Source organism: uncultured Algoriphagus sp., from assembly GCF_963974835.1.
Classification (GTDB): Bacteria; Bacteroidota; Bacteroidia; order Cytophagales; family Cyclobacteriaceae; genus Algoriphagus.
The window spans coordinates 109922-129322 of record NZ_CAXBET010000010.1 but is presented as its reverse complement, the minus strand read 5'-3'; the positions used below and the strand labels follow the sequence as shown (position 1 = coordinate 129322).

At 40.7% G+C, this 19401-nt stretch carries 19 protein-coding genes; 8 read left to right on the top strand and 11 right to left on the bottom strand.

From position 1 onward, the window contains the following. The first annotated feature begins 60 nt into the window (after window positions 1-60). From trxA to AACZ73_RS17640, 4 genes are read left to right on the top strand one after another with little or no spacing between them, the layout of a single operon-like run. Window positions 61-381 (top strand): thioredoxin, encoded by a 321-nt coding sequence (gene trxA / locus AACZ73_RS17655; RefSeq protein WP_339879902.1) that lies wholly within the window; start codon window positions 61-63, stop codon window positions 379-381. A gap of 39 nt (window positions 382-420) precedes the next feature. Further along, window positions 421-1512, top strand: coding sequence for a tRNA 2-selenouridine(34) synthase MnmH (gene mnmH / locus AACZ73_RS17650; RefSeq protein ID WP_339879901.1), 1092 nt, complete (start codon window positions 421-423; stop codon window positions 1510-1512). After that, window positions 1475-2518, top strand: coding sequence for a selenide, water dikinase SelD (gene selD, locus AACZ73_RS17645; RefSeq protein WP_339879899.1), 1044 nt, complete (start codon window positions 1475-1477; stop codon window positions 2516-2518). The genes mnmH and selD overlap by 38 nt, the downstream gene beginning before the upstream one ends. 46 nt (window positions 2519-2564) lie before the next feature. Then, window positions 2565-3479 (top strand): transporter, encoded by a 915-nt coding sequence (locus AACZ73_RS17640; RefSeq protein ID WP_339879897.1) that lies wholly within the window; start codon window positions 2565-2567, stop codon window positions 3477-3479. A 1-nt stretch (window position 3480) separates the two neighbouring features. On the opposite strand, the gene AACZ73_RS17635 is transcribed toward AACZ73_RS17640, so the two are convergent. From AACZ73_RS17635 to cmk, 9 genes are all read right to left on the bottom strand, one after another. Next, on the bottom strand, window positions 3481-4035 hold the full coding sequence (locus tag AACZ73_RS17635) for a DUF502 domain-containing protein (RefSeq protein ID WP_339879895.1): 555 nt from the start codon (window positions 4033-4035) through the stop codon (window positions 3481-3483). 85 nt (window positions 4036-4120) lie between these two features. After that, window positions 4121-4750, bottom strand: coding sequence for a DUF1080 domain-containing protein (locus tag AACZ73_RS17630; protein WP_339879893.1), 630 nt, complete (start codon window positions 4748-4750; stop codon window positions 4121-4123). 137 nt (window positions 4751-4887) lie between these two features. Then, the gene (gene nqrE, locus AACZ73_RS17625) at window positions 4888-5499 is read right to left on the bottom strand and encodes an NADH:ubiquinone reductase (Na(+)-transporting) subunit E (protein ID WP_339879891.1); all 612 of its coding nucleotides are present in this window, start codon (window positions 5497-5499) and stop codon (window positions 4888-4890) included. A gap of 15 nt (window positions 5500-5514) precedes the next feature. Then, window positions 5515-6198, bottom strand: a complete 684-nt coding sequence (locus tag AACZ73_RS17620; RefSeq protein WP_339879889.1) for an NADH:ubiquinone reductase (Na(+)-transporting) subunit D — start codon at window positions 6196-6198, stop codon at window positions 5515-5517. A gap of 27 nt (window positions 6199-6225) precedes the next feature. After that, on the bottom strand, window positions 6226-6993 hold the full coding sequence (gene nqrC, locus AACZ73_RS17615; protein ID WP_339879887.1) for an NADH:ubiquinone reductase (Na(+)-transporting) subunit C: 768 nt from the start codon (window positions 6991-6993) through the stop codon (window positions 6226-6228). Beyond that, a complete protein-coding gene (locus tag AACZ73_RS17610) occupies window positions 6980-8197 on the bottom strand; it encodes an NADH:ubiquinone reductase (Na(+)-transporting) subunit B (protein WP_339879885.1) in 1218 nt (405 codons plus the stop codon). The genes nqrC and AACZ73_RS17610 overlap by 14 nt, the downstream gene beginning before the upstream one ends. A 5-nt stretch (window positions 8198-8202) precedes the next feature. Continuing rightward, window positions 8203-9555 (bottom strand): Na(+)-translocating NADH-quinone reductase subunit A, encoded by a 1353-nt coding sequence (locus AACZ73_RS17605; protein ID WP_339879884.1) that lies wholly within the window; start codon window positions 9553-9555, stop codon window positions 8203-8205. Between the two features lie 133 nt (window positions 9556-9688). After that, a complete protein-coding gene (locus tag AACZ73_RS17600) occupies window positions 9689-10585 on the bottom strand; it encodes a 4-hydroxy-3-methylbut-2-enyl diphosphate reductase (RefSeq protein ID WP_339879882.1) in 897 nt (298 codons plus the stop codon). A gap of 6 nt (window positions 10586-10591) precedes the next feature. Next, window positions 10592-11272 carry a (d)CMP kinase gene (gene cmk / locus AACZ73_RS17595; protein ID WP_339879880.1) on the bottom strand — a complete coding sequence of 227 codons (681 nt, stop codon included), beginning with the start codon at window positions 11270-11272 and terminating at the stop codon, window positions 10592-10594. 129 nt (window positions 11273-11401) lie between these two features. Between cmk and ade the strand changes: the two genes are divergently transcribed. Next, on the top strand, window positions 11402-13057 hold the full coding sequence (ade, locus tag AACZ73_RS17590; RefSeq protein WP_339879878.1) for an adenine deaminase: 1656 nt from the start codon (window positions 11402-11404) through the stop codon (window positions 13055-13057). 374 nt (window positions 13058-13431) lie between these two features. Here the strand turns inward: ade and AACZ73_RS17585 are convergent, their stop codons facing one another. Continuing rightward, on the bottom strand, window positions 13432-15012 hold the full coding sequence (locus AACZ73_RS17585; RefSeq protein WP_339879876.1) for a peptide chain release factor 3: 1581 nt from the start codon (window positions 15010-15012) through the stop codon (window positions 13432-13434). A 161-nt stretch (window positions 15013-15173) separates the two neighbouring features. Here AACZ73_RS17585 and AACZ73_RS17580 point away from each other — a divergent pair, with 161 nt between their 5' ends. Continuing rightward, a complete protein-coding gene (locus AACZ73_RS17580; RefSeq protein WP_339879874.1) occupies window positions 15174-15935 on the top strand; it encodes a DUF5995 family protein in 762 nt (253 codons plus the stop codon). Between the two features lie 12 nt (window positions 15936-15947). On the opposite strand, the gene AACZ73_RS17575 is transcribed toward AACZ73_RS17580, so the two are convergent. Continuing rightward, a complete protein-coding gene (locus tag AACZ73_RS17575) occupies window positions 15948-17069 on the bottom strand; it encodes a DUF4407 domain-containing protein (protein WP_339879873.1) in 1122 nt (373 codons plus the stop codon). 306 nt (window positions 17070-17375) lie between these two features. On the opposite strand from AACZ73_RS17575, the gene AACZ73_RS17570 reads away from it, so the two are divergent. Both AACZ73_RS17570 and msrA read left to right on the top strand, forming a co-directional pair. Further along, complete coding sequence (locus AACZ73_RS17570; protein ID WP_339879872.1) at window positions 17376-18035, top strand: GDSL-type esterase/lipase family protein; 660 nt, start codon at window positions 17376-17378, stop codon at window positions 18033-18035. A gap of 214 nt (window positions 18036-18249) precedes the next feature. Then, complete coding sequence (msrA, locus tag AACZ73_RS17565) at window positions 18250-19320, top strand: peptide-methionine (S)-S-oxide reductase MsrA (protein ID WP_339879871.1); 1071 nt, start codon at window positions 18250-18252, stop codon at window positions 19318-19320. Window positions 19321-19401 lie beyond the last annotated feature (81 nt).

Here is a 19401-nt window from a genome sequence, read left to right as displayed (position 1 = left end):
AATACGCTATTGGCTTTTGCTCATATATTTGAAATCTCGAAATCAAAAACCAAACATACAATGTCAAAAGCAATCGAAATTACTGACGCAAACTTTGAAGAAATCATCAAATCTGAGCAGCCAATCCTAGTGGATTTCTGGGCTGAGTGGTGCGGACCTTGTAAAATGATCGGACCAGTAGTGGAAGAACTAGCTGGAGATTATAATGGTAAAGCCGTAATTGGTAAAGTAGACGTAGATGCAAACCCGGGCGTTGCTCAAGCATTCGGTATCAGATCTATACCAACCCTACTTTTCTTTAAGGGTGGCCAAATCGTAGATAAGCAAGTGGGAGCAGTTCCAAAATCTGTTTTATCTCAAAAACTAGACGCTCAACTTTAATTAGTTGACTATATTACATTCAGAGCCGCAAGGAATTCCTTGCGGCTTTTTTTATCTTCAAACTTTATGGCGGAGCAGTTAATTTCTTTAGATGAATTTTGGAGTTTGCGGGATCATTTTCCTGTGATAGATGCGCGCAGCGAAAGAGAGTTTGACCAAAGCCATATACCAGGATCTATTAACATTCCCATCCTTAATAATAATGAGCGAATTCAAGTTGGGACACTATATAAAGAACGAGGCCCGGAAGAAGCAACTATCAAAGGGTTTGAGTTAGTTGGCCCCAGGTTTCATTTAATTTTAAAAGACGCTTTAAAGCGCTTCCCTGAGAAAAAAATAATAATCTATTGTTGGCGCGGCGGGATGAGGAGCCATATTCTTTCATGGTTGTTAAGCATGGTCGGCTTTGAAATCTTCCGCGTAGTTGGAGGCTATAAAACTTATAGGACCTACAGCTATGAACTGGTCCGAAAAGATTGGAATCTAATTGTTTTAGGAGGAAAAACAGGAAGTGGAAAAACTAGATTACTTAAAAAACTCCATAAAGCTGGTGAGCAAATCATCGATCTCGAAGGACTTGCAAATCATAAAGGTTCTGCCTTTGGCGCTATTGGGCAACCTGTCCAACCTTCAGTGGAGCAATTTGAAAATGAATTTGCAGAAACTTTACAAAATCTTGATCCTGAAAAACCAAGTTGGGTAGAAAATGAAAGTCGAAAAATCGGAAGATTAATTCTACCTGATAAATTCTACCATCAGATGCTTGCCTCACCGCTGATTGATATTTACAAGACTGACCAAGAACGAATTGATTTGATTAAAAAAGAATATGCAAGCTTACCTCAGGATGAGTTGATTCTCGCTGTTTTACGCATCAAAAAACGTCTGGGGGGATTGCGAACTTCCCAAGCGATACAAGCAATTATTGATGGAAATCACGAAGACTGGATCTCAAACATGTTAATCTACTATGATAAGGCTTATACATTTGATCTTGATAAACATCCTGAAGGGAAAACGATACAGTTAGACCTTTCCGGAATTGATGAAGACAAGGCTACACAAATACTACTTGAAGCAAAATCCCAATTTTATGGAAAATACACCTACCCGACTGACAGAGTGGAGTGAAGGCTCAGGCTGTGGTTGCAAAATCGCACCAGCCATTTTAGACCAAATATTAAGTTCAAGTGGATCCTTTTCCCAATCCGACCCAAATTTATTGGTAGGTAACTCGGGAAAAGATGATGCTGCCGTTTATCAGGTGTCAGAAGATTTGGCTGTCATTAATACAGTGGACTTCTTCACTCCTATTGTGGACGATCCTTTTGACTTTGGAAGAATTGCAGCTGCAAATGCACTTTCGGATGTCTATGCTATGGGCGGTAAACCAATTTTTGCGAATGCTATTCTAAGTTGGCCGGTAGAAAAACTTGCGCCTGAACTTGCAGCCAAAGTAATGGAAGGAGCAAAATCTATTTGCAAAGTTGCGGGAATTGAATTGGCAGGCGGACATTCCATCGCTGCTAAAGATCCGATTTTTGGTCTTTCAGTAAACGGAATTGTCCATCCGCATAAAATTAAAAAGAACCAAGGCGCTAAAATCGGAGACATTATTTACCTGACCAAACCACTTGGCGTGGGCGTATTGGCTACAGCTCTAAAACGTCAGAAGATATCTGACAAAGATTACATGAGTTTACTTGATACTGCTTGTAGATTGAATTCTATAGGGGAGATAATCGGCAATCACGAAGAAGTTCATGCGATGACAGATGTGACTGGTTTTGGTCTCTTGGGCCATTTGATTGAAATGTGTGAGGGGTCTGGGCTCTCCGCTGAAATTGATTTGCATAAACTTCCGATGATAGATGGAGTACAGGAATATATCAATCAGTTTATTTTCCCTGACAATACCTATCGCAACTGGAAAGCCTACAGCGCCAAAACAAAAGGCGTGGTGGGAATGGACTTAGTCAAACTTTGTGATCCTCAAACTAGCGGCGGGTTAATGGTGGCAGTGGATCCAGAAAATAAGGATTGGTTTGAAGAAGCAATGAAGCAGCAAAATCAAGTTCTATGGGAAATCGGTCGATTTAAAGATAAAAACGAGTTCGTGGTAGAAGTGATGCAATAGGTTTGTTATCAGTTTCCTATATTAAGGGAACAATTAACCCAACCCTATGATGTCAGTATCTAAAATCTTCCTTTCTGCTTATTGTCTTCTATTCTCATTTTCGATTTTTGCTCAACAAGCACCAGAAGGAACTACCAGCGAACTGGTAATCCTCAATGTAAAATCGGGAGAACGAAAAACGATTTTTAAAGAAGTCAGGCATTTTGAAGCTCCAAACTGGTCTAGAGATGGGGAATTCTTAATCATAAATTCTGGTGGTCATCTCGAAAAAGTAGATTTAGACGGCAATAAACTGGGCCAAATCTTACCAGATAAAATTGCCCGTGCAAACAATGACCATGGACTTAGCTTTGATGGTGAACTACTCGTGATCAGCAAAAGTGATGAGGGCACTAGCTCACGTATTTATACCGTTCCCCTAACAGGTGGTGAACCAAAGCTGATCACCCCAAATCACCCAAGCTATTGGCATGGAATCAGCCCAGACGGAAAAACCTTGGTCTACTGTGCTCAACGGGATGGAGCTTGGGATATCTACTCCATTCCAACCATAGGAGGTGACGAGAAAAGGATCACTACCACCGAAGGTCTTGATGATGGTCCTGAATACTCTTATGACGGAAAGTGGATTTATTTTAATTCCAATCGCACAGGAAGAATGCACGCCTACAGAATGAAGCCTGATGGAACAGGGGCTGAGCAACTCACTGACGATGAATTGGATAATTGGTTTCCTCATCCTTCCCCAGACAATAAATCAGCAGTAATGATTTCTTATTTAGAAGATCAAAAAGGATCACATCCATTTGGCAAAGATGTCAAACTACGCCTAATAGATGTGGAGACAAAAGAAATCAAGGATTTGACCCCAGTATTTTACGGAGGTCAAGGCACGATCAATGTACACAGCTGGTCTCCGGATGGCGAATGGATTTCGTTTGTGATTTACCACAAGCCATAAACTAGATCAGGGGAGAAACTCCACCTGAAACCATAAATTTCATCACATCAGAACTCTTCACATCCAAAAGAGGCGTCACTTTGTCTTTTGGTACTAAGAATACGTTCCCAGAGACATTGTAACTGTGCGGGAAATAGACAGCAACCATGCCGGGCTCCCCGACGATGGACATATCTTCTTGGGTTATAAACCCTAATCGTATAAAAGTATCGCTTAGCTGAACTTTGACCGGAGAAGAAAACTTTTTCTTATCCCCTACAAAAGCTCCCATCAGATCTTTGATACTTGTGTATATCAGATTTACCAATGGAATCTTAATTAGCCCCCGCTCAAACCAATCAAAAAATGGTTGGGCAAAGAAAAGGCTTGCCAAATATCCAACGAAGGTGATCAATGCTAAAACCATCACAATACCAATTCCTGGTAGCGGGACGGGTATCAGATTATCCAAGAAAAGGATGGTTTGAAAAATAATATACAGCGTCACTGCTACCGGGGTGATGAATAACAGTCCTCGAAGGAAATAAGAAATAATGCGTTTGTATGTAAATGACATGGCTAGTAAATGAAAATCCTGATTATTACTCAATAATAATCAGGATTTGTACTTTAAGATATTTTCTTTCTGTTTTTCTCTCAGATTAATCTGGCAGGACTTTTACTTTCACACTTTTGTAGTAAATCACAGACTTAGGATCATGTGCTTGCAGAGCAATAGTGCCATGGTCAACTTTTTTAGTACCTAGATCACCTTTGCGGTTTTCATCCTTAGATTGATCATATACATTGACAGTTTCGCCATTGATTTTTACTGTTACTACATCACCTTGCACGATAATATGCTCAGTGTACCATTCACCGTCCTCCACATAGACATCTTTCACGTCCTGAAAGGAATATACACTACCAGTTTTTCTCCAATCAGTGTGGCTTTGATTTACTTGGATTTCATACCCTACATTTGGCCAACCATTCTCTTGGTATTCGGTATGGATAAAAATACCGGAGTTAGCTCCAGGCATTGTTTTAACTTCAGCAATTACCTCAAAGTTGTTAAAATCGTGATTTGCCACATCACCATTATAGAACGCATGTCCACGCGGTCCAGCTACTTTTATCACCCCATCTTCAACTTGGAAAGATTGTGATTTTTCAGAAATTTTCCAGCCGTCTAGATTTTCGCCATTGAATAGTTCGATCCACTCTCCGCTTTGCGCGGTAGCTGAAAACGTAAGTGCCACAAAGCAGCAAAATGTTAATAGGATTTTCATAAGAGTCAGGGTTATTGAATTAATAAGTTTTCAGCCGAAAAGTTACGAGCTAATTGACAAAAATCAATTACCGCTAAAAACAAAAGCTCCGAGATAATTTCCCGAAGCTTTTAAATATTTTATTAAAGAGAATATACTTACAAATCAATACCCATAAAGGACATAAATGCCAAGCCCATCAATCCAGTCAAAAGCATTGTAATGCCCAATCCTTTCAAACCATTGGGAACGTGAGAATATTTCAATTTTTCACGGATAGCTGCCAGTGCAATAATAGCAAGTAACCATCCCACACCAGAACCGAAACCATAAACCGCAGATTCTGCTAGTGTATAATCTCGTTGGGCCATGAATAGTGAACCACCAAGGATTGCACAGTTTACCGCAATCAAAGGAAGGAAGATACCCAACGCGCCATATAGGGCTGGAGCAAATTTCTCTACGATCATCTCCACTAATTGCACCATAGCGGCGATAATGGCAATGAACATGATGAATTGAAGAAATGAAAGATCAATTTCGGCCAAACCTGGACTGATCCAAGCTAAAGCTCCTTCTTTCAACACATACTCATTTAGCATCCAGTTGGTAGGAACAGTTACTGTCAATACGAAAATAACAGCAGCCCCCAAACCCATTGCAGTACTTACTTTTTTGGAAACAGCCAAGAATGAACACATTCCAAGGAAGTAAGCGAAAATCATATTGTCGATAAAAATCGACCGAATACCTAAATTAAATAAATCCATTTTTTCGCTAATTAATTAGTGTTCAACATATCCTGTCTTGGTACGCTGTACCCAGATGATGATACCCAAGATCATAAATGCTCCTACAGGTGATACCATCAATCCATTAGTAGCTAATGTGAAATCAGGACCGAAGAGACCTGAGATATAATCGTAGACCGGAATACCAAATACAGCACCTGACCCAAGTAATTCGCGGAAGAAAGCAACTGCTAAAATAATCCAGGAATATCCTAAAGCAGATCCAAATCCATCTAGTACTGAATCGTATGGCTTATTGCCCATGGCAAATGCTTCCAGACGGCCCATCACAATACAGTTAGTAATAATCAAACCAACGAATACAGAAAGCTCTTTGTACATATCGTAAGCAAAGGCTTTAAGCACTTCATTTACTAAAGTAACCAAGGTAGCCACTACAGCCAGCTGTACAATAATCCTTACACGTCCAGGAACGGTGTTTCTCATCAAAGAAATCACAAAATTGGACATTACCACCACAAAGATTACAGCAATCGCCATAACCAAAGTAGGCTTCATCTGGGTAGTGACAGCCAAAGCAGAGCAAATACCCAATACTTGTATGGTAACGGGGTTATCGTCTACTAATGGATCTGATATTAATTTTTTCCGGCGCTTAGATAATAAGGCCTCAGCGGGCTTTTTCTCAATCGCTTTTTCTACAGTTTCAGCACTCATGTTTATGAAATTGTTGAGTTGATAATTTTATTGAAGTTCAGCTACAGCGGTAGATGACTTTTTAGATTCTATATAAGCCTGATAATAATTGAGGTAATTATAAAGCATATTATTTACTCCTTTACCTGTAATGGTAGCACCTGACATACCATCGACTTTATGCGGGCTGTTGGAGTAATCTATGCCTTCACCTTTTTGCATTTCGACTGATACAAGTTGACCGGACTCATCATAGATTTCTTTTCCCACGTAGCGAGACTGTACTTCCCAATCGGTAATTCTTGCTCCAAGCCCAGGAGTTTCCCCAGCATGTGCCAATGTAATACCTCCGACGGTGTTCATATCTGTATCCAAAGCTATATATCCCCAAATGGCATTCCAAAGACCTGCACCATAAAGTGGCAACACATAATTTGCTACATCGTCTGGATTTCCCTCTGCGTGATAGATATAAACTGGAAATAGTCTCTGTTCAGCAGGCTTTTTATAATTCTTTGCAACATCAACTGTCTCAGCAGTTACTGGAACTCCATCCTGTTCGGTAACTTCCTTACCATTAATATCTACAACAATGGATGAAACTCTATTTTCATAGTAATCATTAACCTCTTTCGGATTCATTGCAGCTATCTCATCACCTGAAATAAGGGCTCCGAGAATTTGCTTCTTGTTATCCAAGGCAATAGCTTCTTTTTGCATAGGCCCTAATACCTGTGAAGTACCAGAAAGAAGTAATCCAAGAATTACCGTCAAGATGACGGAGAACGTAATAATATAAGTGTTAGACTGTTGCACGTTGTAACCTCCTTGTTTTATTTGCCTTAACTACATAATAATCGATCAGTGGAGCGAACACGTTCATGAACAGAACAGCTAGCATAATTCCCTCAGGATATGCCGGGTTCGTCACTCTAATGATCACGGTAAGCATACCTATTAATAGACCATATATCCATTTACCAGTTTCTGTTTGTGCTGCAGACACAGGGTCAGTTGCCATGAAAACAATTCCAAATGCCAGACCACCCATTACCCAGTGATATTGAGGAGGTAGAGCCATGTACTCATTTACAGCGAAAAGATTCATTACTGTTCCCATGATATATGCACCTGCAAAACCAGAAACGATTATTTTCCAACTTCCAACTCCTGTACCGATCAAGATCAAAGCTCCTACTAATGCCATCAAGGTTGAGGTTTCTCCAATAGAACCCGGAATCCAACCCATAAATAAATTAGTAAATTCATATAATCCAGATCCAAGCACACTGTTGTGGCTGGCCAAAGCCTCCACTGCGGACTGGGTACCTTCTACTCCTGCATTATAAACTACAGAAAGAGCAGTAGCTCCAGAGAACCCATCCACTGGTGTTTTATCTCCTAAATAAGTCCAAACCTGATCACCGGAAATCTGAGCAGGATATGCGAAATACAAGAATGCTCTAGCAGTCATGGCAACGTTTAGCACGTTCATACCAGTACCACCAAACACTTCCTTAGCTATAACTACTGCGAAAACAGTAGCCAAAGCAACTTGCCATAATGGGGTAGTAGCAGGAACTACCAGCGGAATAAGCATCCCAGTCACTAGGAAGCCTTCGTTGATTGGGTGTTTACGTACTATTGCAAAAATTGCTTCTACAATACCACCAGCTGTATAGGCTACCAAAACAAGTGGAAGTACCAACATCGCTCCAATACCCAATTTCTCACCAAAATTTTCCCACAACCCGGCTGTTCCACCTGTTGCAAGTAAATGCTGATGACCTGTGTTGTACATACCAAAAAGCAAGCAAGGAATCATAGCGATTACCACCGTGATCATCATTCGCTTTAAATCAATAGCATCCTTTACCTGGGCACCTTTGATGCCGGTAGTATGCTTAGGGCTGAACATAAATGTCTCCCCTGCCTCAAACGCATAATATAGACTTTCAAGCTTTCCTCCTTTTTCGAAAAGGGGCTTCTGCTTGTCCAATAAATCTCTTAGAAACTTCATATGGATTAACTGTATTGGATTAATTCAATTCCTTTTCTCACCAACTCCTGCACAGGATGCTTTGATACATCCACAAACTCGCATAGAGCTAAATCTTCTTCCACGATCTCATAGATCCCCAATTCCTCGATTTCGTCAAAATCCTCAGCCATGATGGCTTTCAAAAGATAAACAGGAAGAATATCCATTGGAGTCACGGATTCAAAAACGCCGGTTTGTACAAAAGCTCTCTCTTCTCCTCTACCATTAGAATCCAAAACGAATTCTTTGTTCGGCGTAAGGAAAGAAAGTAAACCAAGTGCTCTATGGTAGCTCAATCTTGTCGTAGGCTTAGCCCATCCCATGAACTCATAGTAATCACCTTCAGGAATAACAGTGATCTGGTTGTGATAGAAACCTAAGAAACCTTCCAAAGAAATCTTCTCGCCTGTAAGTACGTTTCCGGATACTACTCTTACGTGACCTGAATTTAAATTTCCTTTCACGAAAGTCGATACTGAAGCACCCATGTAGGTCTTTACATAAGCAGGTTTCGTCAATTCAGAACCTGTTACCGCGATTACTTTAGAAGCATCATAAATTCCTTCTAAGATAAATTTTCCGATCTGAGCAACTCCATAAGGAGTGACAGTCCAGGCAATTTCACCTTTATTCACAGGATCTAAGTGGTGAATCTGTACACCCACGTTACCGGCTGGGTGGGGACCTGAGAATTTGTTCACCTGGGCGCCTTTCAAATCTGAAAACACAGCCGGAACAGACTTAGATCCGTCTACATTCAAATGAACTTTGCCGCTAGTAAGTTTTGCCAAAGCCTCAATTCCCGCCTGAAGATATTTCTCTTGTCCCTGAAGGGCAAAACCATAGTCAGGAGCTAAAGGGTGTGTATCAAAAGCAGAGATGAAAATACTCTTTGGAGTATCTGCAGGATTGGCTACTATGCCGAAAGGTCTTTGGATGATGTTAGGCCAAGCACCACTTCCTGCCAATTTGGTCGCCAATGCATCCCTATCCAGAGAAGCAATATCAACTTTACCGAATTGTTCGTGGTCGATGGTGGCATCCGCCAAAATTTTGACCTCAAGTAACTTACGACGATCCCCTCTTTTTATCTCGACGATTTTGCCGGAAACAGGAGCTGCATAAATTACCTGATCCATTGCTTTGTCGATCAGGATTGGAGTACCTGCCTTTACGGTATCTCCTTCATTGACAAGAACTTTAGGGCGCTGGAGCCCGATAAAGTCTGTCGGCTTAATTGCGAAGGTTTGCGCCGGGGCGAAATCAGCAAGCTCCTGCTTAGCCTTTCCCACCATATTGATGTCAAAACCTTTCTTAAGCTTCACTATTTTAGACATATCTGTTTTTGAACTATGAGCTTTTGAAAAACGCCCCAAATCTAATAAATAACCTTTTTAATTTGAGGGTATATGAACTTTAATGTTTGAACTTTCGGAAGAATGGCTTCCTGTTATTTTAAATACCTCTGATTTATACGGTAAGTACTCCTTCTTCAAGTGATTCCACATAGGATTTGACCTGCTCCATGAGCCACATCGGGGTGGAAGTAGCACCGCATATGCCCACTTTCTCATCCTTTTGAAACCAAGAAGGGTCTATTTCAGTCTCATTTTCTATGAAATAGCTTCTTTCATTTTGAGCCAGACAAACCTGATATAAAGCCTTTCCATTCGAGCTTTTTTTACCTGATACAAATAGTATCACATCATTCTCTTGGGAAAAGCGGTGTAATTGTGGTTCACGATTAGAGACCTGACGGCAAATCGAATCATTTGCGTTAAACGTCTCCCTAGTCAAATCCTGCTTAGCTGCCTGAATTCGCTCTTCTATTTTCTGGGAAATCTCGTAAAACCCCTTTGTGCTTTTTGTAGTCTGGCTAAAAAGCGTCACAGGCCTGGAGAAATCTATCTTATCCAGATCGGAATCTTCCATTACGACAATCGCCTTTTCAAGCGTTTGCCCAGTCAAGCCAATCACTTCGGCATGTCCTTTTTTTCCGTAAATCACGATTTGACCTTCCTCACGCTCCATTTTGTCAAAAGCACTTTTAACCCTATGCTGAAGCTTCAACACCACCGGACAGGAAGCATCTATCAACTCTATATTGTTTTCTATTGCAGTTCTATAAGTTTCTGGCGGCTCGCCATGTGCACGAATTAAAACTTTGCAATCATGTAATTCTGATAACTGTTCTCGATCTATCACCACCAGACCTTTTGCACTCAGACGAGATACCTCCATATCATTATGTACAATATCTCCCAAGCAATAAAGCTGGTCGCTTTGCTCCATTTCATCCTCTGCCATTTTAATGGCGAATTCGACGCCAAAGCAATACCCAGAGTTTTTATCAATGCTTACCTGCATAGCTTTTTATTTATCAATGATTTGTCTCGCTGCGTGAACAATCTGCGCTACTTGCTCCGCAAAGGTAATATTACTTGTATCCACCTCCATAGCATCATCCATTTTCTTCAAAGGACTTTCTGCACGGGAGGAATCTACTCGATCCCGCTCTGACAAATTGGTTTTTATAGCTTCAAGCTCCACCATTTCACCCTTTTCCAAAAGCTCTTCCTGGCGTCTGACTGCTCGGGTATCGAGATTAGCAGTCATAAAAACCTTGAGATCCGCATCTGGAAAAACAACTGATCCAATATCCCGGCCGTCCATGACCACACCCTTTTTCTTGCCTAAGCGCTGTTGCTGGGCTACCAGCTCTTTTCTGATGGAAGGGATAGTCGCGATTTCTGATACTTTATTGGAAATTCTCATGGTGCGGATTTCACCCTCCACATTCAAACCATTCAGATAGGTCTCTTGTTTGAGCGTAATGGGATTTAGGTGGAATGAAATTTCCAGTGATTTCAGGGCTTTCTCCACATCATGTGGATTAGCTGGAGATAGGAAATGGTTCAAAAAGTGTAAAGTCGCCGCTCTATACATGGCTCCGGAATCGATGTAAGTATATCCCAAATCCTTTGCTACTGCTTTGGCCGTGGAGCTCTTCCCACATCCCGAATATCCATCAATGGCGATGACGATTTTATTCATTCAAAAAACCAGCTTAATTCGTTTTTTTATTACTGCGCAAATATAGTAGTTTTAATCTAAACCAATCCCCAAACCTTGGAATCGAATCGCTTATACAGATTCTCTCCAATTAATTTCTCCCACATTTTTATGCAAATCCTAGGTCAATTCGTAGACATCCCAAACCGTGAAATTTATTCTGTTTCTCTCAGTGTAGCCCATGGGAAAATAGTGAAGCTGGAAAAAATAGAAGAAGACCCTTCCTTGCCCTATTTGATGCCTGGTTTTATTGACGCCCATGTGCACGTAGAGAGTTCCATGCTTGTTCCTTCCGAATTCGCTCGACTTGCAGTCGTTCATGGAACCATAGCAACAGTCTCCGATCCACACGAAATCGCCAATGTCTGTGGAATGGAAGGTGTGGAATACATGATCGAGAACGGGAAACAGGTTCCTTTTAAATTTTACTTTGGCGCTCCTTCATGTGTACCTGCCACTCCTTTTGAAACAGCGGGTGGAGAAATCAATGCCGCTGACATAGAAAATCTAATGTCCCGCCCCGAGATTAATTACCTAGCAGAAATGATGAACTGGCCTGGTACGGTAAATCGAGACGAACTGGTTATGGAGAAAATCCGCATCTCGCAGAAATACGGTAAACCTATCGATGGTCATGCGCCAGGACTAAAAGGCGAACTGGTAGAAAATTATGTAAGCGCTGGCCCAAGCACTGACCATGAATGCTTCACTGCTGAGGAGGCTTTAGGAAAATTAAAGTTGGGAATGAAAATCGCCATCCGTGAAGGTTCTGCTGCCAAAAATTTCGAAGCTCTTATAGACCTGATCGATGATTATCCTGAAATGATTATGTTTTGCTCAGATGATAAGCATCCAGATAATCTAGCTATTTCTCATATTAATGAACTGGCAGCAAGAGCTGTCGCAAAAGGCAAAGATGTGTTCAATGTTCTTCGGGCTGCTTGCTTGAATCCAATTGCTCACTATTCCATGAATGTAGGACAATTGAGAGAGGGAGACCCTGCTGATTTTATACTGGTGAAAAACTTGAAAGACTTTCAGGTTATCAGCACCTATATAGATGGTGAGAAAGTATCTGAAAATGGGAAAACGTTGATCCGGCCAACCACAAACGAAATCATCAACAACTTCCACACATCCCTAAAAAGGCCTGAAGACTTCCGAGTCAAAGCCACAGGGGCCAAAGTCAGAGTTATCGAAGCTTTAGACGGACAATTGATCACTCCTGAAATCACTGGTAAAATCCTTATCAAAGAAGGTTTTGCAGAATCCAACCCAGCAGAAGATATCTTAAAAATTACAGTGGTCAATCGATATGAAGATGCACCACCAGCAGTAGCCTTCATTAAGAACTTTGGCTTAAAAAATGGAGCTATCGCTTCCTCCGTCGGTCATGATTCCCACAATATCATTGCAGTCGGCATCGATGATGAATCCATCTGTCAGGCGGTGAATCTAATCATCGCAGCCAAAGGCGGTGTATCCGCTGTCTCTGAAGATCAGGAAGAAATACTTCCACTTCCAGTTGGAGGAATTATGTCTGCTTCGGATGGATACGAAGTAGCTGCCGCCTACACGAGAATCGATAAACTTGCCAAAGAAATGGGAGCTACGCTGAACTCGCCATTTATGACGCTGAGCTTTATGGCCTTGCTGGTGATTCCTGATTTGAAATTGAGCGACAAAGGACTGTTTAATGGGCAGCGATTTGAGTTTGAGGATGTGTTTGTAGAGAGACGGAAGACAGAAGACGGGAGACAGAAGTAGCCTTAATCTTTAAAATAAAGCTCTCTCCAAGACGCTCTTTCTCCGTTTGCTAAAATTATTTATCATATTTTGAAAGATCCAGACTTCCATATTTTATCTCAAATCCAAAAGGCACATTCCATCGGAAGCATTGTGACCATGATCTCATTTATTATCAATGCTTTTGCAAGCAGAATTGAAGAGTTAAACTTTCTGACTATTCCATTGATTCTCGTCGTCTGCTTAACAATTATATCCTCAACCTATTATTTCTTTCAGAGTATCAAGCACAGTGAAAAAATTGAAAATCCAGTCAAGAATAACATTGCCTTTATTTTCAGGATTACGATAAACCTTGTCCTCTTGGTGCTTTTGGTACTTTGAAAAGATTATGCTTAATACTCCGAAGTAAAATGAAATTCTATCTCAGGATAATTATCCATCACCATCTGAAGCCAGGCTTTTGACTCGGCCATAAAGACCAGCTTGCCGTCTTTATCATGGGCGATATGACGGTTTTTGGAGCGGACAAATTCATCCAGTTGCTTCTTGTCCTTACTGGTGATCCAGCAAGCTTTGTAGAGATTCATCGGATGAAACTCTACCGTAGCATTGTATTCGTTTTTCAATCGGAACTGTATTACTTCAAACTGAAGTTGACCAACTGTACCTACCACTTTTCTCGAACCCATATCGAAGGTAAAAAGCTGCGCTACTCCTTCTTCCATCAGTTGCTTCAAGCCTTTCTCAAGTTGCTTGGTTTTCATGGCATCCTTGTTCACCACCTCACGGAAAATCTCAGGTGAGAAACTTGGGATTCCGACAAACTGCATGTCTTCTCCATCCGTCAGCGTATCACCGATTTTCAGGTTTCCGGTATCATACAGACCCACAATATCTCCTGGAAATGCTTCATCAATCATTTCCTTATCCTGAGCCATAAACTGAGTCACATTAGAAAATCGCAATGGCTTTGGCCCTCGCACATGGTTGTAAGGCTTATTCCGCTCAAAAGTCCCTGAGCATATTCTCAAGAATGCAATTCTATTTCGGTGATTCGGATCCATGTTGGCGTGAATCTTAAATATAAAACCTGAGAATTTTTTCTCATCAGGTTTTACTTCACGATCCTCCGTTCTGCGGCTTTTCGGAGTTGGAGCAATTTTGATAAATGTATCCAGCATCTCATTAATCCCGAAGTTATTCACTGCAGAGCCAAAGAACACAGGCGCAACTTTTCCTTCCAAATATTCAGCTGGATCAAAATCAGGGTACACTCCCTCGATCAATTCCACATCATCTCGAAGTTGATCTGCGTAGCTTTTCCCTATTAATCCTTCCAGTTCGGGATCATTCACATCTTCAAATGTCTTACGGACATCACTGAGTTTTCGCTGAGAAGGGGTAAAAAGATTGAGCTTGTGATCAAACAGATTATAAACACCTTTGAATGTTTTCCCCATACCAATCGGCCAAGAAAGTGGTCGACACTGAATGTTAAGTTTTTGCTCTACTTCTTCTATCAGTTCGTATGGATCACGACCTTCCCTATCGAGTTTATTGATAAAGCAGATCACAGGAGTATTTCTCATCCGGCATACTTCCATAAGTTTCTCCGTCTGAATCTCCACGCCTTTTACGCAGTCAATCACCATGATTACTGAATCGACCGCCGTCAATGTGCGGTAAGTATCTTCAGCGAAATCCTGGTGACCAGGCGTATCAAGCAAGTTGATTTTGATGTCTTTGTATTCAAATCCCATAACAGAAGTTGCCACGGAGATACCTCTCTGCTTCTCTATCGCCATCCAATCCGACTTAGTTCCTGTGTCGATTTTATTGGATTTCACCGCACCCGCTGTCTGAATAGCACCACCAAAAAGCAACAACTTTTCAGTTAAAGTGGTCTTTCCTGCATCAGGGTGAGCAATAATTGCAAAGGTTCTTCGCTTTTGGATTTCTTCTTTCAAACTCATGGGAGACATCAAATTAAGGGTGCAAAGGTAGGGAAAAACCGCTAAAAATGAGACCACAGTTTAAAAGTAGAAATTATGAGAAAAAGTGAATCTTAATGAATTTTAATTTTCCAAATTATACCCTGTTATCAGGATAACCAGAAAAAATTATTTATAAGCTCATGAAAACCATAGATGAAGTACTTGTAAGAATGGATCAAATTGTGGAAGAATGTAAAATTAAGCAGTCAAGAATTGGCTATTTCAGCATTCTCTATAGACAAGTCACTCGAAGAATTAGAGACGGGATTCTAGCGAGAGAATTTGAAGACAATGAAAGAATGGAAAAATTGGATATCCTTTTTGCAGGTAGATTTATTGCAGCATATGAGGCTTGGCAGAAAGGTCACAGACCTACCGAAAGCTGGTTTTTAGCATTTGAGGCAAGCAAGGAGACCAAACATCTCGTCCTTCAGCACTTATTCCTAGGAATCAATGCGCATATCAATTTGGATTTGGGGATTTCAGCAGCCGAAACCATGGGCAAAGAACCAATCGCTGGAATTCAAAAAGATTTTAACAAAATTAATGCTGTATTAGCAGAATTAGTTGACGGAGTCAAATCAAATATCTCTGCAGTCTCTCCTATTTTTGGTTGGCTAATTCCTCTGGCGAAAGGCAGGGATGAAATGCTCCTCAATTTCTCTATCCAGCTTGCAAGAGATGGCGCATGGAAGTATGCAGGCGAATATTATGGTTGTGAAGATCGTTCGGCTTCTGTTTTGGAGCGAGATGCAAACATTTCTAAACTAGCCAACAAGTTGATAAATCCCGGAAAATTCTTATTATTTATAGTGAAGCTTGTCGGGTTAGCAGAATGGAAATCCGTCAGTAGGACCATGGATCAGCTGGATGTGGTAGTCCAAAAAGCACAAACGATTTAGATCATTTGATTTTCAGACACCACCCTTCCATTTATTTTCGAACTCGGAAATTTCAGCATCTGTTTGCATCTTGTTTTTCTTGTTCGTCTTTTCTTTTTTCAGATCAGTCGCATAAAAATGAGTGTCTTGAAAGTAGCCTACTCTCGCTTCTGACTCTCCTTTGGCAAATGTCCATTTTTCACCTTTAAAAAGCCTCACCTTATCTTCATGCAGTTCCAAATACTCGTCATATGGCCCACGCGGAGAGATGAGTTTCACAAATATGGGAGCTGTCTCAATTGCAATGAAAAGTAACATGATAAAGATATTTGCCATTGCCATAGCTGAGCTTTCTTTGGTCAATGAATCCAATGCCTCCATTCGTGCTGCCAATCCGTCAAATCCCTCAATTCCTGGTTGCTGCTTTTCAAATTCGGCCTGACGCAAAGCGACAAATTCCCTGATTTGTTTTTCCAAAGTGTCAATCCTCACCTGATTTCTCAGCCTCAGTTCATCTAAAGTTACCTGAGCAGCATCCAGCTGTTGCTCCTTTTTTTTGGCATTGGTACCTAGACCCACTATCCCACTTGTACCTGTGGTTTTTTCACCGAAGCGCTCTGCATCATATTCTTTTTGTAGCTGATTTCTATAAGCTTCAAAATTCCCAACTTCTGCTTTTAAGGTATCAATTTTGGATTCCAACTCCTGAATCTCAGGAAATCCTTTTGCTAGATTCAATTTAGATTCAGTGATAAATTCTGTCCTTTTCTCGTCAATCTTACGATCAATTTCCCGCTCAAACATTTTCAACTCCAGTGGCTTGGAAATCACCAAAGCCAATAGAACCGCCAACACCAATCTGGGAATTGCCAACTTCCATTCTCCCCAAGCATTTGCTTTCTTTCTCATACTGGACACAATAAATCTATCCAGATTGAAAATCATCAAGCCCCACAGCAGGCCAAAGAATATAGCTGGCCAAATAGACTGGAAAATTGTAAATAAAGCATAGCCAGCGGCCAATGCAGCCAGAACCCCAGTGAAGAATATGGTGGCTCCGATGCCTATATATTTATTTGATTCTGTGGGTGATCGCTTGAGCAGTAAGAAATTGGCACCACTGCAAAACCAGAAAAAACGGGAAAGTTGTTTCATTTGGTGAAATTAGGTTGATCTGAGTAAATTGATAACGCTAAAACTTCTCCAAAAAAGATGTGCACCACTCTTCATCCTATTCGTTGTGACGAAATTTGACAAAAACAACGCTCAAACGTCTATTAAGATGAAAATTTGGGACGGAATTATATATCTTAAATTAGCGAACAAAATCAGTAAATCGTCCGATCTGTACGTATATGAACTTTAACTGATCGTTTATGCTCACCACAAGTCGGAAATTCCGTATTGTCTTATCTTTTAAGTAATCTGGCATTCCGAATCACTCGTTCTTATATTTAAACTATGAAGACAAATAAATCCATCCTCCTGCTATTCCTCAGTTTACTGACCTTTCAATTCGTGCTAGCCCAAGATATCCCATTCCAGGACGAAGTAGATAGGCGAGCCAAAGAAATAGATGAAGCCGGCTGGGAAAAAGGAAGTGCTGTTTTTACGGGAAGTTCCAGTGTGAGGATGTGGAAAAACTTACAGGAACAGTTTCCGGAAGTAGCTATTATCAATTCTGCTTTCGGAGGCTCTCAGGCAGATCAGTTACTATTGCACCTAGACCAAACAGTGCTTCGATATGAACCTTCAAAAGTATTTATTTACGAAGGTGATAATGATATCAATGCTGGTCAGGAAGTATCTGATGTAATGGAAAACCTCGACAAAATCGTCACCAAAATCCATGAAAGCTATCCAAACACAATTGTAAATCTGATTGCGGCCAAGCCAAGCCCGTCTCGCTGGGATAAGAAAGTCTCTTATCTCGCATTAAATGACCTGATCAGACAATATGCCACCGCACATGATAAGGTCAATATTGTGAACGTGTGGGATATCATGCTTGATGAATCCGGAAAGCCGAAATCAGATATTTTCATAGAAGATAATCTTCATATGAATGCTAAAGGATACGAGCTGTGGAAAGAGATTTTCACTCCTTTTATGATTGACTAAAGCTGACTTTTTTCAGTATAGGAAATAGTAAAATTCATCTGATATGTAACCCAAAAGACAAACCGTCAACTGGTTCATCTCGTATTTCAACGTATTGGAATTCATAGCTCACTTTATCTCTGAACAGAATTACTTATTTAGAGGTTTATGCTATGAGATTTCCATATCACAAAAAAAATCAAACATGTTTAACTCAAATAAATTCTTAACTCCCATGTTATCTCTCATTGTAGCACTAATGTTTGCTTGTGGAAATACATCGGTGAAAACACAGGAAGAATCCGCTGATGCAGACAAACTTGCAGCATATAAAGGAAAAACAGAATTAGCCACTTTTGCTGGTGGATGTTTCTGGTGTGTAGAAGCACCATTTGAAGGTATAGACGGGGTCATCACCGTGATTTCAGGTTATGCCGGAGGCAAGGAAAAAAATCCTACTTATGGCGAAGTGTCCAGCGGATCTACATCCCACCGCGAATCGGTACAGATTGCCTTCGACCCAGAAGTGATTAGTTATTCAGAATTGGTAGATATTTTCTGGCAAACCTTTGACCCAACTGATGTGGGTGGATCATTCTATGACAGAGGATCCCAATATGAATCCGCTATTTTCTATCATGATGCTGAGCAAAAGAAAGTAGCTGAAGAGTCAAAGAAACTTCTAGACAAATCAGGTAAATTCGAAAAGCCAGTAGCTACTCCGCTGATTAAATACACGAATTTCTATCCTGCGGAAGATTATCATCAGGACTATTATAAGAAAAACCCACAGGATTATTATTCTTATAGAAACGGATCTGGACGTGACAAATTCATCAAAGCTCACTGGCCTGAGCTGTCTGAAAAAAAATATCAAGCTCCAGCAAAATCAGAGCTTAAGAAGACATTGACAGACCTACAATACGAAGTCACTCAAGAAGATGCCACAGAGATGTCATTCCAAAATGAATACAACGGCAATCATGAAGAAGGCATTTATGTGGATATTGTATCCGGCGCACCACTTTTCAGCTCCAAGGATAAGTATGAATCCGGCTCAGGTTGGCCAAGCTTCACTAAACCAATCGATGCAAGAGCTCTTGAAAAGCCTACTGATAATGACTTAGGAATGCTTCGGATAGAAGTAAGAAGTAAGTTCGGAAAGAGCCACATTGGGCATGTTTTCTATGACGGACCGGAACCGACCAGCTTGCGGTATTGTATGAATTCTGCAGCGATGAAATTCATTCCTAAGGAACAGATGGAAAATGAAGGGTATGGTGATTATCTTTGGTTAGTAAATTAATTTTAAGTGAAGAGGCTACTTTAGAGTAGCCTTTTTTTTCGCCTTTCAGAAAAGATATTTTTGATAGCTTTTTAAAATAAA